Consider the following 20,478-nt stretch of genomic DNA (forward strand, 5'->3'; position numbering starts at 1 on the left):
GATTGTCAAATATGTGTTGAAAATAACATATTTTAGAATAAAATGTAGAATCTGGGGATAAAATACATTACCCCTGTCTTGGATTCCAGGTAAGAAGCCTTTTCTAAATGAGCGCGAGAACACTGTTTGACAAAGTTTGGGATTTACATAGTGTTGGCACGTTGCCTTCGGGTCAGACTCAACTATTTATTGGTTTACACTTAATTCATGAGGTTACTAGTCCCCAAGCCTTTGCGATGCTGCGGGAACGGGGATTGAAGGTGCTGTTTCCGGAACGAACTGTGGCAACGGTAGACCATATTGTTCCGACGGAAAACCAAGGTCGTCCGTTTGCTGATGTCTTGGCAGAGGAGATGATGCAAGCGTTGGAAAACAGTAGTAAGGAGTTTGGGATTCGATTTTATAATATCGGCTCTGGGAATCAGGGCATTGTCCATGTGATTGCTCCGGAACAGGGATTGACTCAGCCAGGCATGACGGTGGCTTGCGGGGATTCCCATACTTCGACTCATGGTGCGTTTGGTGCGATCGCATTTGGAATTGGTACCTCTCAAGTGCGTGATGTCTTAGCTTCCCAAACCTTGGCATTGTCTAAGCTTAAGGTTCGAAAAATAGAGGTGAATGGTAGTTTACCCCCAGGGGTTTACCCGAAAGATGTGATCTTACACATCATCCGTAAGTTGGGGGTCAAAGGTGGCGTTGGCTATGCCTATGAATATGCTGGTACTACCTTTGAGCAGATGTCGATGGAAGGACGGATGACTGTGTGTAATATGTCCATCGAGGGGGGCGCTCGGTGTGGCTATATTAACCCGGATCAGGTAACCTTTGACTATCTTAAGGGGAAAGATTTTGCTCCCAAGGACGCAGATTGGGATCAGGCCGTGGCTTGGTGGAACAGTATCCGGTCCGATGATGATGCCGTGTATGATGATGTGGTTAAATTTGAAGCGGCAGACATTGCGCCTACAGTGACCTGGGGAATTACACCAGGTCAAGGAATTGCGGTTAATGAAACTATTCCGATACCGGAGAGTTTGCCAGAAACGGAAAGAGCGATCGCACAACAAGCCTATGAGTACATGCAGCTAACTCCAGGCACAGAGATTCAAGGCACAAAGGTGGATGTCTGTTTTATCGGTAGCTGCACCAATGGTAGACTGACTGACCTGCGAGAAGCCGCGAAATTTGCTCAAGGTCATCATGTGGCTGAGGGAGTCAAAGCCTTTGTGGTTCCAGGTTCGGAACGGGTCAAGGAAGAAGCGGAAGCAGAAGGACTCGATCAAGTCTTTGTGGAGGCTGGCTTTGAGTGGCGAGAGCCCGGATGCTCAATGTGTTTGGCAATGAATCCGGACAAACTCCAAGGGAGTCAGATTAGTGCTTCCTCTTCTAACCGTAATTTTAAAGGTCGTCAGGGGTCTTCCACAGGACGGACATTATTGATGAGTCCAGCAATGGTTGTAGCCGCAGCGGTTAAAGGGGCAGTGGCTGATGTTCGGGAGTTGATGGTATAGGAGCAGGTCTGATGAGTAGTGAAGTAAAGATGATTACCGGAACAGGAATTCCTGTAGTAGGGAATGATATCGACACCGACCGGATTATCCCAGCTCGATTTTTGCGCTGTGTCACCTTTGATGGTCTCGGACAACAGGTTTTTGTTGATGACCGCGCTCAAGCTAACGGACAACATCCCTTTGACCAACCCCAGTATCAAGGTGCAACGGTTTTAGTAGTCAATGGTAACTTTGGCTGTGGATCTTCACGGGAACATGCCCCTCAAGCGATCGCAAGATGGGGGATTCAAGGTATTGTCGGAGAGAGTTTTGCCGAAATCTTTTTTGGTAACTGCTTGGCGATGGGGCTTCCCTGTGTCACAGCTGACTCAGAAACCGTGAAGCAATTACAAACAAGCCTCCATCAGAATCCTGAAATCCCGATGACCTTGGATTTGGAAGAGATGCAAGTCTATTGTGGTGAGTTGCAGGCTTCTGTGTTTATGGAGGATGGACCAAGAAACATGCTGCTGACTGGGACTTGGGATACTTGTGGACAACTGGTTGCTCAAGTAGAAGCGGTTCGGGGGACAGCCGCTAGGTTGCCTTATATGGATTGGGGAGTTGTTTCTTAGTAGCTGATTAACTAGTAGCTGGTTAACTAGACATCACTTGAGAATAGATCACAACATTTTGATCTATTGTTGTATAAACTCAAGTGATGTCAACTATTATACAAATGTTAAATTAGTTCCTAGCCAGTCACAAGCCTCTAAAGCAGAATATCTAAACAATGAAAGAACAACTAGAGAAACGTCTTCAACAACTCAAAGCTGAGTACGAATCTGGTCAAAAAGTTTTGGCTGAATTAGAAACTAAGCAAGCTAATGTCAAGGAAACGTTGCTGCGCATCGCTGGCGCGATTCAAGTGTTAGAAGAAGAATTGAAAAATGCTCAACAGGAAAATAATTTTGTGGATCCTAAAGTTGCCAGTGAAATAGTTAACACTGACCAGTGAATAGATATGGGTTAACAGATCAAAAGTGGTTCTCCCTTGGCGTTCGGTTTAGGGTAGGTTTGTAGGTTTAAGAATGAAAGAAAGCTTGAGACTAGCTGCGGTTTTGTATATACTCACCTGTTGTGTGGCTTCTGGTTTAGAATCTCAAGCTACTGTTGAGTCCGAATCTCGTCAACTAGGCCATAAACGATTAATTACTAGCAAATTAATTACTAGCACTATATCCGAATCATTAAAGGATAGGGCTGAGTCACTGATGATAGCCCAATTTCCCCTACCAGAAATTAGTGACCCAGCAGATAAAAAGCGTTTCGAGCAGGTGATGGAGTATGCGATCGCAAACCACTTGTCTGAGCGTCCGCTCCCAGAGATCATGCAAGCGATCGCACAGCAATTTTTGGGCGCAAGCTACAAAGCTCACTTATTAGACCAAGCTAGCCAAGAAACCCTAGTTATCACTCTCAATAAATTTGACTGCGTCCTGTTTGTGGAAACCATTCTAGCCCTAGCGCGAGGGATAGCCATAAAAGATTATTCTCAGCAGACCTTTGTCAATCACCTTCGTGACCAGCGTTATGGGGATGGTAATCTGAATGGCTATTGCAGCCGATTACACTATTTCTCTCAATGGATTGATGACAATCAGAGAAGGGGCACAGTTAAAAACATAGCGCTAGAGTTAGGAGGAGTATCCCGCCAGAAAACTCTCAACTACATGAGTAAACACAGGGGTAAGTACCCATCTTTAGTCAGGTATGAGTCAAATTACCAGTGTATTGTAGCCATGGAAGCTAATCTGAAGCAGACAACTGTTAATTTCATTCCCCATGATCAGATTAGAAAAGCCTACAATCAACTGCAACCAGGGGATATTATTGGCATTGCTACTACTATTCCTGGTCTAGATGTCACCCACACTGGGTTAGTGTATCGTACTGCTGACGGGAATATCGGTTTTATTCATGCATCACCTGCTGGTAGAGTTACCATTGCCCGTGATTTACAACGGTATGCCAGACATGTTAGACATTCCCTTGGGATTGTAGTTGCTCGACCCGTTGATCCAGGTTTTTGATCCAGGTTTTTCGATTGCCCCTAGCGAAGCTTTCACTAGGGGCAATCGAGCATCAAACCCTTGCACCATAAGCACTCCAAAATCTAAATTAACCAGCCAACTGAAAATACTTGAGTAATACAGCTATTCCCAGAGGATTAATAGCTGTTTTCTTGGTTAATAAGTTTAATTCAGTAGGAAGAATTGTCCAGTGTTCGATTAGTTCTTCGGATAGTATATAGTTCATCTGTTCTGCAACGCAAGACCTGCTCCCTAAGCGAGAGAGGGCTTATTGCCCTCAACCCTGCCAACGATTCTCTCACAACCAATAAATTCCCTTGTATCGAACTTACTAGACGAGTTAAACTATCACAGTTTCCGTTCTACCGTAAGGTATTAAATAAAACTCGATGAAGAAGATACCTGCTGATGTCAGTGAATTAAAACAAGCTTTTCATCAGCATCTTGCAGCTCATACCTCTGTTACTGGTTCTTCTTCCTATCTTTTGCTTTTTTATGCTGCGGAATGTGGACTCAAAAGTATTTGGTTGAGAAGAAACAACTTACAAACCACAGAAGACTTTCCAGATCAGATAGAAAAACATGGTCATAAGTTAGATATGTGGTGTAAAGAGCTGGAAATTCCTGCTAGTCAATTTACTTTTAAAACCCAAACTGAAAACAAATCAACTCCTTCGTTTCATCTCGCCTGTGGCGGTTCGAGTCGAAATATCGGAGCAGCTCATCAAGCTTGGCGATATGGCATTACCATAAAGAAAGAAGATGAAGAATACTTAGTCAATTGGCTCCATCAGCTTTGTAATTGGATTAAAGAGAATATATAACGATGATTCCATCAGATATTCGATTATACACCTGGGTAGATGTAGAAGAAGTTTTGTTGCGATCGCAAGAGCAAGAGCAATGGCCAGAAGACTTAGTTTGGGCTAGAGGGTATTGGGATGAATTAGTTCTCGGTATTCGTCCTGGTACTCAAAGCTCAGTCAAAACATGGCTCCAGGAAGTCTACGATCCTCGATTTCAAGACAATGGCCAACAGGGTAATGATTGTATTATCCTCGAAAGTGCTGAGGGCAATCAGCGCACCTTACCGATTATTTTAGAAGAAACAGAGGAAGAACCCCCAACTCCTAAACTTATCCCCAATCTAGCTAGACCTACTGTTATTTGGCAACGAACTCAGAAGCTTAAAGCACCGGATATCCTCCCAGATGATTTACCTCCGGTGGTTGCTTTTCATTCTTTTAAAGGTGGTGTCGGTCGCACAACTCATGCTCTTGCCCTAGCACAAGCTTTAATCAACGCCAAGCAACAAGTTCTTTTAATTGATGGAGATTTAGAAGCTCCTGGAATTAGTTGGTTATTAGAATCTAGGCTGCCTTCTCCTCCTATTTGTTTTGCCGATATTATTGCCTTAATTCATGGAGACCCTTCTCCAGACGCAGAGCAAACCATTGAGTTAGCAACCAAAAAACTTCAGAATGCTTTAGTAGACGGAATTTATATATTACCTTCCTTTCGTGTTAATAGCAGATTAACTGCTTTAGCCATTAAGCCAGAACATCTAATTAAAGGCCATAAAAACCCATTTATCTTGACGGATAGTTTAGCTCGTCTGGGCAAAGCCTTAGGAGTCAATGTTGTTTTAGTGGATTTGCGAGCAGGACTCTCGGAATTAGCAGCAGGATTAATTTTAGATCCACGAGTCTATCGGATCTTTGTCTCTACTTTAAGCGGACAATCTATCAGTGGAACTGCGAAGCTTTTAGAATTAATTGGTAAACTAGCACCCTCAACGCGAGATCAAGACCCTTCTCCTGCTTTAATTTTGACTAAAGTCCCTCAAGATGAAAGAGCTAAAAGTTTAGTTATTGAATCAGAACAAACAATTTTAGAAGGAATTCAACCCTTGCTGGGGGAAGATAGTGAACCAATTAGAATTACCACCAATTTTACTGATAGTTTACAGATTTTATCTAATTCTTGGCAAGAGGTTTGGCAGCAATTGGCAAGTTCTAAATTAATTGATTTACTACATCCTTTATTGGAATGGCTGCCTGATAATTTAAATACATCAAATCCACCAGATGAACCTATAAGTTCACAGTCTCAAAGAGAAAGCTTGAGAAATATAGCAGATAAAATGATTTATGCAGAGGGTGCTGAGACTGCTGAGTTTCTGGTTACTGAGTCTTTAGAAAATTTAGCTAATGATTATCGAAACCAGATTCCAATCACTGTCGTTATTGGAGCAAAGGGTTCGGGTAAAACTTATACGTTTATGCAAATCATACACAGAAAAGAATGGCAAAAATTTATAAAATATGTCGTAAAAAATAATGTAGATAACAATAATGTAGATAACAATAATGTAGATAACATAGTATCTAGCACAGCATTGATCGCACCGATTATTGCTTCAAATAATCTCAAAGGTAAAACAAAAGAAATAGTAGATGAGGCCCGGAAATATTGTGCTGAACAGATAGGGTTGACGCCTCCCGTCGATGACAGTGAGATTAAGGACTATATTCGTGAAGGATGTCAACAGAATTTACATGAAGGTGAATGGCGCGATCGCTGGTTGGATGTCATTGCCAAGAGTCTAGGTATGACAGGCAAGGGTCGCGATTTACCTAAGTATCTAGCTGATAATAAACAAAAGATAGTAGCTGTAATTGACGGCTTGGAAGACTTATTTCAAGAATTTGATCAAGACAAAGCTCAACAAACTGCTTTACGAGCGTTATTGCAAGAGGTTCCTCAATGGCTGGAACAACAACCCTTGCGTTGTTTAGGAATTATTATTTTTGTCAGACAAGATATTTTAACTGCTTCTGTCCGTCAAAATTCCGGTCAAATGAAATCTCGCTATCAGCCTTATACCTTAAGGTGGAATCGAGAAACCGTATTGAGATTAGTTGCTTGGGTTGCGGATAAAGCTGATATTTCGTTAAAGTTAAAGCCAGCAGGACTTCAAGATATGAATGAAGCAGAACTGACGGAAGCCTTAACACCTTTGTGGGGGAAAAAGCTAGGAAACGATCGCTCTAAACAACCACGTTCTGCTCCATTTGTCATTGCCGCATTATCTGACTACAATGGACAAATCCAGTCTAGGGATGTCGTGCGTCTTCTTAAAATTGCGGCGGAAAAATCCATTTCCATTGATGAGAAGAATTATTGGCAAGATCGAATTCTAGTTCCCAAAGCAATTCGAGGTTGTTTGGCTGATTGCAGCCAAGCCAAAATTGAAGAAATAGAACTAGAAAATGAACCGTTAAAAAGAGTATTTAATAAATTACGTCAATTACCTGAAGTACAGAAAAAAAACCCTTTTCAACTAGAAAGTATTAGCTTATCTGCAGAAGACATTAGCCTCCTTAAGCAAAATGGGGTCATTATTGCTGACGGCGATAAGTATTACATTTCAGAAATATTTCGTTTAGGATTAGGGTTTTCCCAAAATGCTGGCAAACCAAAAATGATGGCTTTATATCGTCGAGCTAGACAAAGACTCTAGATGATGCTTATTAACGGTTGATTGACCTCTCCCCTCCTTCAAAGAAGGTGATTGAAACGGTTAAGGGAGCAGGGCTGTTTCAAAATTCAATAACTTAGAGCGAGAGAGGGGAATAAGTTCAACGTATTGGTTCAATAAACTATGAACCCTAACGAATCAACACTCTTCCCCAGACTCTTGCTTTACGAACTAGGCTCTAACAACTAATTCGACCATTTTTGGGCAACTAACTCAGCCAAATCTACAACCCGCTGAGAGTATCCCCACTCATTGTCATACCAGGCAACTACCTTAACCATATCGCCACCCATGACCATAGTTAAGCTAGAATCCACAATTGACGAAGCATCATGACCCCTGTAATCACAGGAAACAAGAGGTTCATCGCCGTAAGCCAAAATTCCCTTGAGTGGGCCTTCAGCTGCTTCTTTGAGGACTTGATTGACCTGCTCAGCAATGGTACTTTTCTCCACTTGAACTACCAAGTCAACGATAGATACATTGGGAGTTGGTACCCGCAGAGCAATACCATTGAGTTTCCCTTTCAGTTCGGGAATCACTAGAGCTACTGCTTTAGCCGCACCAGTAGAGGTAGGGACAATGTTGAGCGCTGCTGCCCGAGCCCGACGTACATCCCGGTGGCTGGCATCAAGAAGCCGCTGGTCACCAGTGTAGCTGTGGGTTGTGGTCATTGTTCCTTTGATAATGCCAAACTGTTGATGCAGTACTTTGGCAAAGGGAGCTAGACAGTTAGTAGTACAGCTAGCATTGCTAATCACATTATTTCCTTCGTCCATGTAGTCTTCGTGATTAACACCCATGACGTAGGTGGGAACGTCTCCTTTGCCAGGAGCAGTGATTAGCACTTTCTTAGCACCAGCAGCTATATGCTTGCCAGCCCCATCTTGATCTCGGAAGACACCAGTCGCTTCGATAACTAGGTCAACACCCCAAGAGTCCCAGGGCAAGTTCAAGGGGTTCCGGTCGGATACACACTTGACAGTTTTTCCATTAGCTGTTATGGAATTTTCATCACAACTGATATCTGCATCAAGTTTCCCCAGCATTGAGTCGTATTTGAGCAGATGGGCATTTGTCTTGGGATCAGAGGTATCATTGATTCCCACTATCTCTAACTGGCTATTCTCCCGAGTCAGCCAGCATCTCATAAAGTTGCGTCCGATGCGTCCAAAACCATTGATCGCTACTCTAATCACTGCTTCTTGCCCTCTGTAATTCAAAGTAAATATTTTCTTAATGATCCCAATAATATCGCAAAGGTTGAAACAATTTGAAACTTTTACTGAACTAATCTGGTTTGATGTACTCGTTTTGAAACTAGATGGGTATACTTATCTCCAAAGCTGGAGGTTTTGGGAGCACAGTCTCCTTTGGGCATGGCACAGATCTGATATTGCCTCGGCAACCTGATTTTACTCACGCCATGTCTTCATGCAGTCGCTCCCAAAGCCCCTCTCCCCTAACCAGTCTCAACCGATTAGTTTGGTATGTAAGTCCTAAACCCCCATGGTTAGGAGTGATGGAGATCAGCTCAAAAAATCACCACTAGCTCTGCTCTAGTGCTATTTTATGGGTGTTTATGGGTCTTAGGACGTTTTTCCGGATTGAGAACTCTTGTTGACGTGTAATATATACGACAATCGAGGTACTCAAAAATCAGTTATGTAACAGTTACGTTATCAAACTTCAGGTATTATTCTCTTAATTTACAGTACATATGTACTTATTTACCAAAAATTATTCCTGGAATTGTTTTTTCCTGATATGATAGCGCGTGTTATTGGCAAATTAGGCGTGTGCGGTGTGGTGTGTAAGGAGTTAAAATGCCAAAGACTGTTGATTTCAGTAATAAACCATTTCATTTCATTGGTATTGGGGGAATTGGGATGTCAGCTCTTGCCTACATCCTAGCCAAACGCCAATTCCGAGTATCTGGCTCGGATACTCGGACAACCCATATCACGCAACGTTTGCAAGCAGTAGGTGCTCATATCTTCAAACAGCAGTGTGCTGCCAACTTAGAATTTTTCCAATCAAGGAACGCACCAGCTTGTGAAGACTTAGCAGCTAAAAGGGTTAGCACGACTTTGAACCCAAAAGCGATCACAGAAATCTCACAATCAAGTCCGACTATATCTTTAGCTGAACCCTGTTTAGGCTTGCCTCAAGTTATCTGTTCCACAGCAATTAACCCATTAAACTCTGAGTATCAGGCAGCTTTAAAGCTAGGTTGCCCGATTTTCCATCGCTCAGATTTACTAGCCGCGTTGATTGAAGACTATTACAGTATAGCAGTCGCTGGAACTCATGGGAAAACTACAACCAGTAGTTTGCTCGGGTATCTACTGTGGCAAGCCGGTTGTGACCCCACCCTGATTATCGGTGGTGAGGTGGATGCTATCGGTGGTAATGCCAGGCTAGGAAATGGCTCATTACTGGTTGCTGAGGCTGATGAATCCGATGGTTCATTGGTTAAGCTCTCCGCCGAGATTGGTATAGTAACCAATATTGAGCTGGATCATCCAGACCATTACCAGAAGTTAGAGGAGGTTGTTGAAATATTCCAGGCTTTCGCGAAGCGCTGTAAGAAGTTAGTCGGATGTATTGATTGTGAGACAGTGCGTACGCAACTAAAACCGAATATCAGCTATAGTCTACGGCGAGATATGGGAGCCGACTATAGCGTTGATGATGTAACTTATGAAGCTAATGGCACTACCGCCAGAGTTTGGGAAGGCAATCAGGTTTTAGGTCGGTTGGAGCTGAAATTGCTGGGTAAACATAATCTCAGCAATGCGTTAGCCGCAGTAGCAGTAGGACGAAATTTGGGATTGGAGTTTGAGGCAATTGCCTTGGGGATCGCTAGCTTTGAGGGAGCCAAACGCCGATTTGAGCTGCGGGGCAAGTGCAATGATATTAGTTTTGTGGATGACTATGCTCACCACCCCAGTGAAATTCAGGCAACCCTAGCTGCCGCAAGAATTCAGGTCAAAGCTGACCAGCGCATAATTGCAATTTTCCAACCCCACCGATATAGTCGGACCCTGAGGTTTCTCCCGGAGTTTAGTGTTTCCTTTAGTAACGCTGACTTGGTGGTTATCAGTGATATCTACAGTGCTGGGGAACCAGATTTAGGAGAAATTAGTGGGGAAAACCTTTATCAGGCGATCGCATCTAACCACAAGGATGTACATTACAAACCAACTCTCGAATCAGTGGTAGAGTTTCTCAACCAAATTCTCTGTCCTGGGGACTTAGCCCTATTCTTGGGAGCCGGTAATCTGAATCAGATTATTCCTAAGGTCATGGGGTTTTACCAACAGCCTGACAATGGGTTAGTTAAGCAAAATTTAGCCCAAAAGCATCAATAATTGTGAATCAAGCTAGGGAATATTAACTATAGACCTACCTCAGAAGGTCAGTATGATCTCAAGCCTCTAGTATACTCGTGAATCAACTTTCCACGAACTATTCTGGGTACTCTACCCCCTAGCAACTTCAGCCAATTCCACTGCCAAAAACCAATCGGCATTATTTTCATTGCGTGTAGCTCCGAATCTCTACCCTGATTTTCCTGATGATAACTAGCGTGCTAACCCAGAAAAAAACTCCTTCCCAGTTACAGTTGTATATTCCAGGAACCAATTGTCCACTTCAGTCCCAGGTATCCTTAGCCAAACTCACCTCATTTCGTGTGGGAGGTCCAGCTCAGTGGTACGTCGCCCCTCGGAGCCTAGAAGACCTACAAGCTAGTTTCCAATGGGCTCACTCCCAAAAATTACCCCTAACCCTTTTAGGGGCTGGTTCCAACCTTCTAGTCAGCGATATCGGTTTGCCGGGTTTGGTAATTTGTACTCGCTATCTGCGCCATACTCACTTTGATGCAGATACAGGGAGAATTACCGCCAGTGCTGGTGTACCGATTGCCAGACTGGCATGGCAGGCTGCCAAACGAGGCTGGGAAGGGCTAGAGTGGGCTGTGGGCATACCTGGAACCGTTGGTGGTGCTGTGGTGATGAATGCTGGTGCCCACAAAAATTCCACAGCTGATATTCTGTTTAACACAGATGTTCTATCCCCTGATGGCTCAATAGCCCAACTCAGTAGCCAAGACCTAGGCTTTAGCTATCGCACCTCAATCCTTCAAGGTAGCGATCGCATAGTCAGCCAGGCAACATTTCAGTTAAAACCGGGTGCTGACCCAAAACAGGTGCGCTCATTGACATCGGATCATTTGGCAAGACGACACACTACCCAACCATACCACCTACCTAGCTGTGGCAGTGTGTTCCGCAATCCTGACCCCTATGCTGCTGGCTGGCTAATTGAACAAATTGGTCTAAAAGGCTACCAAATTGGTGGTGCTAGAATCGCTGAACGCCATGCCAACTTTATACTTAACTGTGGTGATGCTAAGGCTAGTGATATCTTCCGCATGATCCACCATATACAGGAGCAAGTAGAAAAGCACTGGTCACTGTGTTTAGAGCCAGAAGTGAGGATTTTAGGTGATTTTACCAAAAAACTAGCAGTTGAAAGCCCTATGTCTTTAGAGCAGGGATAAAAACCAGCGAGGGGATTTATCCCCTCCTATCGTTCCAGTGGATATCCCAAAACCGATCCTGTTGGGGAATCAGTTCAAAGCTGATCAGCTTGGTGATCAATTTTTAGTTGTTGAACTTCCCCAACCTAAGAGGATGGGGATTCCCAGGCACAACCTAACGGCTGTTAACTCCATGGGCGTGACTTTCCCTCGTTCCGTTCGCGTAGCGTGGCCTATGGCCAGGGTAGCCGGGTAAGATCGATACCCAGTTTTTTCTATATTAACGCCATTGAGGGAAAAATTCATCCCCACCTTAAGAAGGATGGGGTATTCTTTTTCCGTCAAACTCCCTTCTTCGATAAAAAATCGACGAAGCTGAAAATCCCGTCTATGGGCGAGCTTTGACACAACCGCCGGATTGTGGAGCCAATGAGCGTCGGCAGGTTATGAGTAATAGTTTTAAGTCACTTGAAATAAGGCTCGACTCTCCTTAGGGCAATTCAAGGGATGAAAGCGAGATAGTGGCTAAAGCCACTGTGAAAAAAATATTTCTAGAGTTCTGGAATCTTTACCGCAATTCATCTAGAATTAGGTATAGAGTACAGGCTGAAAAACCGCTAGGACAACTGGAATAGGAAACCAAGTTTGACTGCCTAGAAAGTAGTAATGCTGGTGAGGGTAGGGAAAATCCTCCTTTCTTGATGCAGTCGCTCATGGGGGAAACCACGGCAGTCGCTCATGGGGGGAACCCCCAAGACCGCGCTGCCTCCCCAAGACCGCGCTGCATCGCTAAAAACCCAATCGTCAATCAACAATTGGCGTGTGAACCTAGAACAGCACTTTTGAGAAAACACCTGGTGCGCTTGACCGTGGCGAATTAAATTCGCCACGGTCAAGCGCCGCAATGTACGGTGGGGTTAGAAGTTACCGTAAGAAGAGTGGAGCCTTTATAGTTAGTCGGCTATGAGTAAAAAGTTTTAACCTTTCTTGATGCAGTCGCTCATGGGGGTTTCCCCCAAGACCGCGCTGCATCGCTTTTGATTAAGGCTCCACTCTTCTAAGGTTTCGTTTCCGGCACACCGGAACATGGAGAAAAGGAAGGGAAACGGAATGTTCGGCACTCCCAAGAAGTATCCAAACGCCTAAGGAGAACCGCCCTCTAGGTCTGTCGTGAATTGACTGGGAATTTGGTAGGTTTCTACGGATTGTTGGTTAAGTATTGCCTCTTCCCGGAGGACACGTCGGTTTAAGGTGGTTCGTAGATCTAGGAATCCCCATGTCTAATGACCGGGGAGTGTCAAAGTTGTCCATGGCTAAACTAGAAAAGAACGGGAGGAAGTTAAGTATATGACTTCAGCCCATGTATGAATAAGGACACCGGGAAGTTATTCCCCTATTTCCTGCTGCTTTTCAGGCCAGAAAAGGTCAAATAGCATCACAATAGATACACGATAGATACACAATAGATAAAGGTTAATCACCACAGGATTTCTAATGTCAGCGCACCCCTTGCCCATAGACTGGGCTTAGTGCCAACCTGGGCAGCGGTTAAAACCGCGCTTGACGTTTGTTTTTCCTCCCCGGTCATTAGACAGGGGTTTTCTAAACTTAACTGGGATTTTTTATGACACAAGACAAAGGAAAAGGATTTGGTCTCGGTCTCGGCAAGATGAAAGAACTAGCCGAAGCGTTCAAAAAAGCTCAAGAAGTTCAAAAGGGTGCCAAAGAGCTCCAGGATCAGTTGGAGCAAATGGAAATTGAGGGAACATCAGGGGAAGACGGTAAGGTGAAGGTGTTTCTCAGTGGCAATCAGGAACCCCTACGTGTAGAGATTTCTGAGGATGCTATCAATCAAGGAGCTGAGGCTTTATCTGAACTGGTGTTAGCAGCCATGAAAAATGCCTATGAGACCTCCACAGCCACTATGCGGGAGCGCATGGAAGAACTTACCAGTGGGTTAAATTTGCCAGGTTTATAACCTGATCGGTCAATCCCCGCTCGCGATTCCGTAGGAAAAAACTAGGGGCATGAGGAAATTAATCATTCTCAATGGTTCCAAACCTCATGCCGAATATCCTTTTAATTCCTGACTATTTATCAAGATTTGAGTAAAACGAAGCTACCTGTAGCTTTGGCAGTGAAGTAAGTCCATAATATAAGCTCTTAGCCACCTGTATATTGGCTGCTTCTGTCAAGTTAATGGCATCATGAAAGGCGAGTTCGGGAAAGTTTTGATAAATTGTGTACAAGTTTAAAACCTTGATATTTTTGGGAAAGCCTTTCTCCAGTTGCTGACCCGCTATTACCAATTTGGGATAATTGGCTTGCACTTGTTCCTGGTAAACCTTTCCTAACTGCTGCAAAATTTCCTTCTCTGCTGGTTTGATCTTGTTCTTGCCACGACCAGTGATTTCTGGTTGGACAGCAACTAGTAAAGGAATTCGCTGTCCTGCTGTTAAACGCAGCATATGTCTGAGGTTATTGCGATAGCGCGTCAATCGACGTTCCAGTTCATCGGATTTCTGAGGAAGATACTTCTTCAGTGGCATAACGTCCCCCCTCACCACTAGAGACCGCTGACTCACTGACGGCTGAGGATCAAAGACCCAGTATGTGATTGCTTTAGCGAGATAAGTTTTTGTAACTAAATGCTTCAACTGCTGAGTGAGATGAGTCCAAAAATGCCCGGTAGCATTTTGCAAGAAGGCTTCTGTGTTAGGAATATCTGTTAAATTTTGGTCACTGGGGGTCATCAAGTCTGTGTATCCACCCAACACTATTACTGCATCTGGACTGTAAGGTAAAATCTTGAGAGCTAACTGAGCTAGTGTATTGCCAGAGGTATACCCTGGTACGGCGGCGTTGATGACACGATACTTACCATTTCGAATCTTTGGCGGCAGAGCAAGTGCTTGCTTTAATTCCGGTTCAGAAGGGGGTAAGGTCATCGGTCGGTATTTCTGTGGGGAACGCCTTTGCTGTGTGATTCGTTCATTGAGACGAGCTTCTAAGTAGCTGGCTATGGTAACTTGATTATTGGCATTCCCTTGACCGAAGGCTGTCGAGCCACCTAACAAAAAAATCCGAATTTCATTTTTGGGTTTGACCAAGGGAACGGGGTCGTCGTCCCGGAAACCCTGCTCATTAATGCGCCAGAAATCACTTTGTTGCTTCCCCAATAAACTATAACCTACAGCTAGATCCCGTTGGACAGCTAGATCACCAAGGTCTGGTAATCCATCATAAAGCTGCTGTGTCTGGTCAACGAACTTGGGACGGTAAACAGTGAAATCTCTGGGTGCCCCCTTGTAGGTAGCTATATCATTAATTTTGCCGACCGCAGCCACTAATAAACGAGCCAACAATTCCACAATCATCAAACTTAGAACTATCCCTGCGAGAATTGTCAGTAGGTTAAACCGTCGGCGGCGCTTGCGGTAAAGGCTACGGCGCGACTTAAATATTACATCTCTTCCTTGCATAACCGTTCTTGTTAGGAGGTATCCCTTTACAACTTGGTGTCTTTGGTGTCTTTAAATCACTGCGTTGCTAGACATTGAACCATGAAGCGACATCGGACCACATGGGTTCAACTATCCCATAGAGCCATTTCGTTGCTAAACTTAACACGGCCCAGCTCGTAGTTGACCAAATAATATACCCATGCCCTGCAAGTTACTCTTTGTCTGCCTTGGTAATATCTGCCGTTCTCCCTCAGCCGAGAACATCATGAATCACTTGATAGCACAAGCAAATCTTTCTGACCAAATTGTCTGCGATTCCGCTGGTACTTCCAGTTATCATATTGGTTCTGCCCCAGATCGGCGTATGACAGCAGCTGCCAAACGTCGGGGGATTGTACTGCAGGGGCAAGCACGGCAGTTTAATCGGTCTGACTTGGAAGAATTTGACCTGATTTTGGCTATGGATCAGCAAAACTACGAAGATATTATCTCAGTTGATCCAGTTGGGAAGTATAAAGATAAAGTAAGGCTAATGTGTGATTTTGCCCGTCATCACACCGAGCGCTCAGTCCCCGATCCATACTACGGTGGACCAGAGGGTTTTAATAAGGTGATTGATTTACTGCTAGACGCTTGCGAAGGTCTGCTGGAACACGTTGTTGAAAATTACACCAAGACTAGGCAAAACTAAAAACTGCCAACTACTAATTGCCAATGGTGAACTTAGCATTTGTGCCATTGGTGGTTAACTGGATGAATTCATTTGATTAAATGGTGTTCTAAGGCAAATCGTAAGAGTTCGGCTCGGTTACTCGTATCAGTTTTTCTGAACAGACGACTAACGTACTTCTCGATTGTCCTCGGACTCAGGTGTAGTTGGTTACCAATTTCGACATTGGATAAACCAGTAGCCAGTAAATTCAAGACTTGCTGTTCTCGCTTGGTCATCTGTAGAGCATGAGCTTGGGTATTATTCCCTAATTGATGATTAATCTCTACGGAGTTGATTGATCTCGATCCCGGTTGCTCAACCGGCTCTTTTGTAGTCTGTGGTGATGAGAATCGTAACTCCGTATGAATCATTTGCGATCGCACTAGTAAACTTTGAATGACTGCACCTAATTCTTGCATCTCAAAGGGCTTAGGTAGGTAGACATCACACCCCGACTGATAACCCTTGATGCGTTGATTGGTGCTATTGAGTTCGGTTAAAAATACAACAGGTAACAACCGCAATGGGGGCTTCTGACGCACTTTTCTCACCAGTTCATAGCCATCTATTCGCGGCATATTAATATCTGTAACCAGAAGGTGAGGGTGATAAGTCTCAATCATAGACAGCGCTTGCTGACCATTTTCAGCAGTAATAACTGAATAACCTGACATTTCCAGATAATCGCTTACAGACAGACGAGTGCCCAGGTCGTCATCTGCAACCAAAATAATCAATGGCATGGGATAACTATAGTACTGACATTTAGAACAAACCTACTCTTAAGCTAGGTCATCTGGTGCTCAATTGGTGACTAAAAATACTTCGACACCAGCTCCGTCAGAACTGTCTGGAGATAGGAGTTGCCTGGTAAAATTAATATAGATACCTAGACAACAACATAGCTTAGGCTTGCTGAAATAAGCACCCTTGTGATTAATTAGTCAGTCAGCCCCCCCTCTGGCCTAGAGCAGCTACTATTCTGATAATCCTTGCATAGCACTTAACGCTTTCCCCAAGCGCTTGACACCATCAGAGCAATCGAGCCGAGCTAAATGAACTTCGATAAAGGAGATACTATTGTGGTTAACTTTTGCCTGTTCTAAGGCTTGTTCTAACTCACCTTCAGTACGCACTTGGCAACTCCAGCTATTGCCAAAAACCTGGGGTAACTGATGATATTTCCAAGGTTGAATATTGTTGTACGAGCCTTCATGGATAGCTCGCTCAATAGTGTACCCGTCATTATTAATTAAGAAGATAATCGGGTTAAGTTGATGCCTAATAATCGTAGAAAGTTCCTGACAGGTCATCTGGAAGGCACCATCACCAACAAAAACAATCGGTCTACGGTTAGGAACAGCCAAAGCGACTCCTAGGCAGGCAGGAACTGAGAAGCCAATAGAGGTGTAAAGCGCCTGTCCAATGTAGTCGCTGTCTCCTTGGAGTACCAAATCAACGGTAGCAATTAAAGCATCACCAGTTTCAGCAATCACGATTGAGTCATCATCAATAAAGTGAGTAATCCGCTCATAGAATCTGGCATTAGTTAGCTTTTGCTCAGGTTGTGATTCAAAGCGTTTAGACAAAGACTCTATAGCTGGCTTGATATCCAATACATCAGATTTTTTCTTCTTAAGTTTGGCAGTTAGACCAGCAATGAAATCCGCGAGATAGACTGGAGAATAGAAGTGGTGTTTGATTTTAACTTTGTCAGAATTAGCATTAATTAATCGCTCTTCCGGCAGTTGGGCAGTGAAACCACCCAGATTAATGTCTGACATGAAGGCACCCAGGCACAAAATACAGTCTGCTGTTTCAACTCGTTGGCGTACATACTCCTGACTGAACGCTCCTGCATAGCTACCAATGAATTGTGGGTGGCTTTCGGAGATGATTGACTTGCCTAACAGAGTGGTAGCGAAGGGATATCCCGTCTGCTCCAGCAGGTTGGTAAGTTGCTCTGCTATTCCGTAGCGGTGGAGTTCAACCCCAGCTATAATAACGGGATGCTGGGATTGCTCTAGCAAACTTACCGCCTCTTCAACTGCCTCTGATAAAGCGTGGATATCCATAATTGGGGCTTCTGGTAAGTCACGTTCCCCAGTAACAGGACAAGGTTGATTGACTATGTCTGAGGGAATTTCAATGTATACAGGTCTGCGGTGGCGCAAACAAGCAGCAATGGTCTGGTCGATTTGCCTTGCCGCTTGACTAGGGCTGGTAAGCCTCACGGCTGCCACTGTAATTTTTTCAAAAATTTCCAGCTGTAGATTGTAATTACCGGCAGTGTGATGTAGGAGTAACTTTTGCTGCCGCTGGGAACTGTTAGGTGCTCCACTAATCACGATCAAGGGGACTAGCTCAGCGTAGGCACCCGCCACAGCATTCACTAGACTAAGTCCACCGACATTATAGGTAACGCACAACCCACCAACACCATTAAGGCGAGCATAGGCATCAGCTGCATATCCGGCATTGAGTTCGTTACAGGTGTAGATTAACTCTACAGAACTGTCTAGCAAGACATCCATCAGACCCAGGACGTAATCTCCCACTACGCCAAAAATATGCTTGACACCAGCGGCTTGCAGGCGTTGAGTAAGGTATTGACCGACAGTTACTACATCGGACTGAGCCATTGCACCTCTGACCTCTTTAATTCAGCTACCTTTATGCCCAGCATTGTAACCAAAATTTTAAGAAACGTTACATTTTTTGTAAAAAACGTTACATTTAAGATATTATCTAACCTTTTATGATTTCTATTCTAGCAAGTTTCTTGAGTTGACTAGGAAGCCTAAGGTCTGTTTTGTTAACTAGCATTTAAGTTGACAGTTGGCTGTCAAGGATTAACAGTCAACTGTCAACTTAAAAGGTGAAATGTGTATTAGCTTATACAGCAGAAATTTTGAGACTACTTGGTTGCCGCAGATTTCCTTCTAAGACAATACCCCGCTGGTTATAAGCCAGATGACGCAGCAATTTGTAAATCCCTTCAATTTGGTCAGGGGCTCCCACTTTCTCAGCTAACTCCGAAACAGATATGGCAGCACTTTCCTGGTGTAGTACTTCCATCACCTTTTTCTGTAAATCCAGAATGGCAGCGGCGGCTTTTTTACCCGCTTCTACCCCAGGTTGGTGATAGGCATTGATATTTACCAAGGATGCATAAAGACCAACAGCACGTTCATACAGGGCAATCAATGCCCCCACGGTTCTAGCATTGACCTGACGAATGCTTACGGTCATGGAATCCCGTTGATTTTCATACAACGCTTGCCGAGTACCTTGTAATAAACCTGATAGATAGTCTCCCGCAGTTACACCGGCTTCTACTTCTGGAGACTTACCTTGTCGGTCTTCTAAGACTTCAATGAACGTGACAAAGAAATTGGGAACACCTTCGCGAAGTTGCTGTACGTAGGCATGTTGATCCGTTGAGCCTTTGTTACCATAAACTGCAATGCCCTGATAAACCGTATTGCCATCTAGGTCTTTTTCCTTACCTAGAGATTCCATTACCAGCTGCTGTAAGTAGCGGGAGAATAGCAATAGACTGTCTTTGTAAGGCAACATGACCATATCTTTCTCCCCCTTACCATTGCCAGCAAAGTACCAGCATAGGGCAAGTAACGCTGCTGGATTGCTTTTGAGCTCGGGGCTACCGGTAGCGCTATCCATATCTTTAGCACCAGCCAGCATCTGACGGATATCAATCCCTTGTAGTGAAGCTGGAAGTAGTCCTACGGCTGACATTTCAGAGGTACGTCCTCCTACCCAATCGTACATGGGAAAGGTGGCCAGCCAACCTTCGGATTTTGCCAATTGATCTAGTTTGCTGCCAACACCCGTAATGGCAACAGCCTGGGCAGCAAAGTCTAGATTCTGAGACTCGTAGGCTGTTTTAACTTCCACCATGCCGTTACGAGTTTCTGGTGTTCCCCCAGATTTGGAGATGACTAATACCAGAGTGCTAGACAATCGGTCTTGGAGTCGGGTAAGCACAGCATCAATGCCAGCTGGGTCAGTATTGTCAATAAAGTGAATGGCTAAAGGAGGAGAGTCTAGCGCGAGGGCTTCAGCGACAAACTCAGGACCAAGGGCAGAACCCCCAATACCAATGGAAAGAACATCTGTAAATTTTGGTGCCCTAGGGGGATGGATGGCACCCGTGTGGACATTTTGGGTAAAGGTTTCAATCTTTTCGAGAGTGTTGACAATGTCTTGTTGGAGTTCTGGAGTTGGGGCTAAGTCCGGGTCTCTTAGCCAGTAGTGACCGACCATGCGGTTTTCATCAGGGTTTGCGATCGCACCGTTGACTAGGGCATCCATATCCTTAAATGCCTTTTCAAACTTAGGCAGCATCGCCTCCACAAAGGCATCATCAAACCCCATACGGCTGATATCGAGGTAAAGCTCTAATCCTTCGTGGTAATAAAGCCAATCCTGATAGCGTTGCCAGAGTGCAGCGGCGTCCATAAGTAGCTCTCCAACTTCTTTTATTGTCCACTCACAAGTTTAAGGCAAGCACATAGCGTAAACTACCCCGACTTAGCTAGCCCTTGGCGTCGGGGCTATGGGCGACTTTTACCAAAACGTTTTTTGGATTTTTGAGCAGGTCTTGAA

At 44.3% G+C, this 20,478-nt stretch carries 18 protein-coding genes; 11 read left to right on the plus strand and 7 right to left on the minus strand.

Translation table 11 applies throughout. The features are described 5' to 3' along the window. Positions 1-107 precede the first annotated feature (107 nt). The 4 genes from leuC to BJP34_RS06920 all read left to right on the plus strand — a co-directional run bounded on the left by leuC (position 108) and on the right by BJP34_RS06920 (position 3,586). Positions 108-1,514, plus strand: coding sequence for a 3-isopropylmalate dehydratase large subunit (gene leuC / locus BJP34_RS06905; protein ID WP_070391709.1), 1,407 nt, complete (start codon positions 108-110; stop codon positions 1,512-1,514). Positions 1,515-1,525: 11 nt separating this feature from the next. Continuing rightward, positions 1,526-2,128: a 3-isopropylmalate dehydratase small subunit gene (gene leuD / locus BJP34_RS06910; RefSeq protein ID WP_070391710.1), complete on the plus strand. Its 603-nt coding sequence runs from the start codon at positions 1,526-1,528 to the stop codon at positions 2,126-2,128. Between the two features lie 158 nt (positions 2,129-2,286). Further along, positions 2,287-2,511 (plus strand): hypothetical protein, encoded by a 225-nt coding sequence (locus BJP34_RS06915; protein ID WP_070391711.1) that lies wholly within the window; start codon positions 2,287-2,289, stop codon positions 2,509-2,511. A gap of 73 nt (positions 2,512-2,584) precedes the next feature. After that, a complete protein-coding gene (locus BJP34_RS06920; RefSeq protein WP_070391712.1) occupies positions 2,585-3,586 on the plus strand; it encodes an N-acetylmuramoyl-L-alanine amidase-like domain-containing protein in 1,002 nt (333 codons plus the stop codon). A gap of 88 nt (positions 3,587-3,674) precedes the next feature. Here BJP34_RS06920 and BJP34_RS38970 read toward each other — a convergent pair whose 3' ends face one another. Continuing rightward, the gene (locus tag BJP34_RS38970) at positions 3,675-3,812 is read right to left on the minus strand and encodes a DUF4158 domain-containing protein (protein ID WP_149030844.1); all 138 of its coding nucleotides are present in this window, start codon (positions 3,810-3,812) and stop codon (positions 3,675-3,677) included. A 163-nt stretch (positions 3,813-3,975) separates the two neighbouring features. Here BJP34_RS38970 and BJP34_RS06925 point away from each other — a divergent pair, with 163 nt between their 5' ends. Both BJP34_RS06925 and BJP34_RS06930 read left to right on the plus strand, forming a co-directional pair. After that, positions 3,976-4,410, plus strand: coding sequence for a hypothetical protein (locus BJP34_RS06925; protein WP_070391713.1), 435 nt, complete (start codon positions 3,976-3,978; stop codon positions 4,408-4,410). Between the two features lie 2 nt (positions 4,411-4,412). Then, positions 4,413-7,109, plus strand: a complete 2,697-nt coding sequence (locus BJP34_RS06930) for a KGGVGR-motif variant AAA ATPase (RefSeq protein ID WP_070391714.1) — start codon at positions 4,413-4,415, stop codon at positions 7,107-7,109. 203 nt (positions 7,110-7,312) lie between these two features. On the opposite strand, the gene BJP34_RS06935 is transcribed toward BJP34_RS06930, so the two are convergent. Continuing rightward, positions 7,313-8,326: a type I glyceraldehyde-3-phosphate dehydrogenase gene (locus BJP34_RS06935; protein WP_070396528.1), complete on the minus strand. Its 1,014-nt coding sequence runs from the start codon at positions 8,324-8,326 to the stop codon at positions 7,313-7,315. Between the two features lie 627 nt (positions 8,327-8,953). On the opposite strand from BJP34_RS06935, the gene murC reads away from it, so the two are divergent. Together murC and murB are read left to right on the plus strand one after the other, a co-directional pair. Next, on the plus strand, positions 8,954-10,501 hold the full coding sequence (gene murC, locus BJP34_RS06945; protein ID WP_070391716.1) for a UDP-N-acetylmuramate--L-alanine ligase: 1,548 nt from the start codon (positions 8,954-8,956) through the stop codon (positions 10,499-10,501). A 206-nt stretch (positions 10,502-10,707) separates the two neighbouring features. Continuing rightward, positions 10,708-11,694 (plus strand): UDP-N-acetylmuramate dehydrogenase, encoded by a 987-nt coding sequence (gene murB, locus BJP34_RS06950; protein WP_070391717.1) that lies wholly within the window; start codon positions 10,708-10,710, stop codon positions 11,692-11,694. A 96-nt stretch (positions 11,695-11,790) separates the two neighbouring features. Here the strand turns inward: murB and BJP34_RS38975 are convergent, their stop codons facing one another. Further along, positions 11,791-12,081: a hypothetical protein gene (locus BJP34_RS38975; RefSeq protein WP_149030845.1), complete on the minus strand. Its 291-nt coding sequence runs from the start codon at positions 12,079-12,081 to the stop codon at positions 11,791-11,793. Positions 12,082-12,374: 293 nt separating this feature from the next. Between BJP34_RS38975 and BJP34_RS42640 the strand changes: the two genes are divergently transcribed. Next, entirely contained in the window at positions 12,375-12,554 is a 180-nt protein-coding gene (locus BJP34_RS42640) for a hypothetical protein (RefSeq protein WP_158517059.1), read from the plus strand. Between the two features lie 743 nt (positions 12,555-13,297). Beyond that, positions 13,298-13,651, plus strand: coding sequence for a YbaB/EbfC family nucleoid-associated protein (locus BJP34_RS06955; RefSeq protein WP_008180753.1), 354 nt, complete (start codon positions 13,298-13,300; stop codon positions 13,649-13,651). A gap of 112 nt (positions 13,652-13,763) precedes the next feature. Here the strand turns inward: BJP34_RS06955 and BJP34_RS06960 are convergent, their stop codons facing one another. Beyond that, positions 13,764-15,155: an SGNH/GDSL hydrolase family protein gene (locus tag BJP34_RS06960; protein ID WP_070391718.1), complete on the minus strand. Its 1,392-nt coding sequence runs from the start codon at positions 15,153-15,155 to the stop codon at positions 13,764-13,766. Positions 15,156-15,336: 181 nt separating this feature from the next. Between BJP34_RS06960 and BJP34_RS06965 the strand changes: the two genes are divergently transcribed. After that, complete coding sequence (locus tag BJP34_RS06965; protein ID WP_070391719.1) at positions 15,337-15,828, plus strand: low molecular weight protein-tyrosine-phosphatase; 492 nt, start codon at positions 15,337-15,339, stop codon at positions 15,826-15,828. A 68-nt stretch (positions 15,829-15,896) separates the two neighbouring features. Here BJP34_RS06965 and BJP34_RS06970 read toward each other — a convergent pair whose 3' ends face one another. From BJP34_RS06970 to BJP34_RS06980, 3 genes are all read right to left on the minus strand, one after another. Continuing rightward, a complete protein-coding gene (locus tag BJP34_RS06970; protein ID WP_070391720.1) occupies positions 15,897-16,592 on the minus strand; it encodes a response regulator transcription factor in 696 nt (231 codons plus the stop codon). A 234-nt stretch (positions 16,593-16,826) separates the two neighbouring features. Further along, complete coding sequence (locus BJP34_RS06975; RefSeq protein WP_070391721.1) at positions 16,827-18,491, minus strand: alpha-keto acid decarboxylase family protein; 1,665 nt, start codon at positions 18,489-18,491, stop codon at positions 16,827-16,829. Positions 18,492-18,744: 253 nt separating this feature from the next. Continuing rightward, complete coding sequence (locus BJP34_RS06980) at positions 18,745-20,331, minus strand: glucose-6-phosphate isomerase (protein WP_070391722.1); 1,587 nt, start codon at positions 20,329-20,331, stop codon at positions 18,745-18,747. Positions 20,332-20,478: the final 147 nt, after the last annotated feature.

The sequence above is a fragment of the Moorena producens PAL-8-15-08-1 genome (assembly GCF_001767235.1).
GTDB lineage: Bacteria > Cyanobacteriota > Cyanobacteriia > Cyanobacteriales > Coleofasciculaceae > Moorena > Moorena producens_A.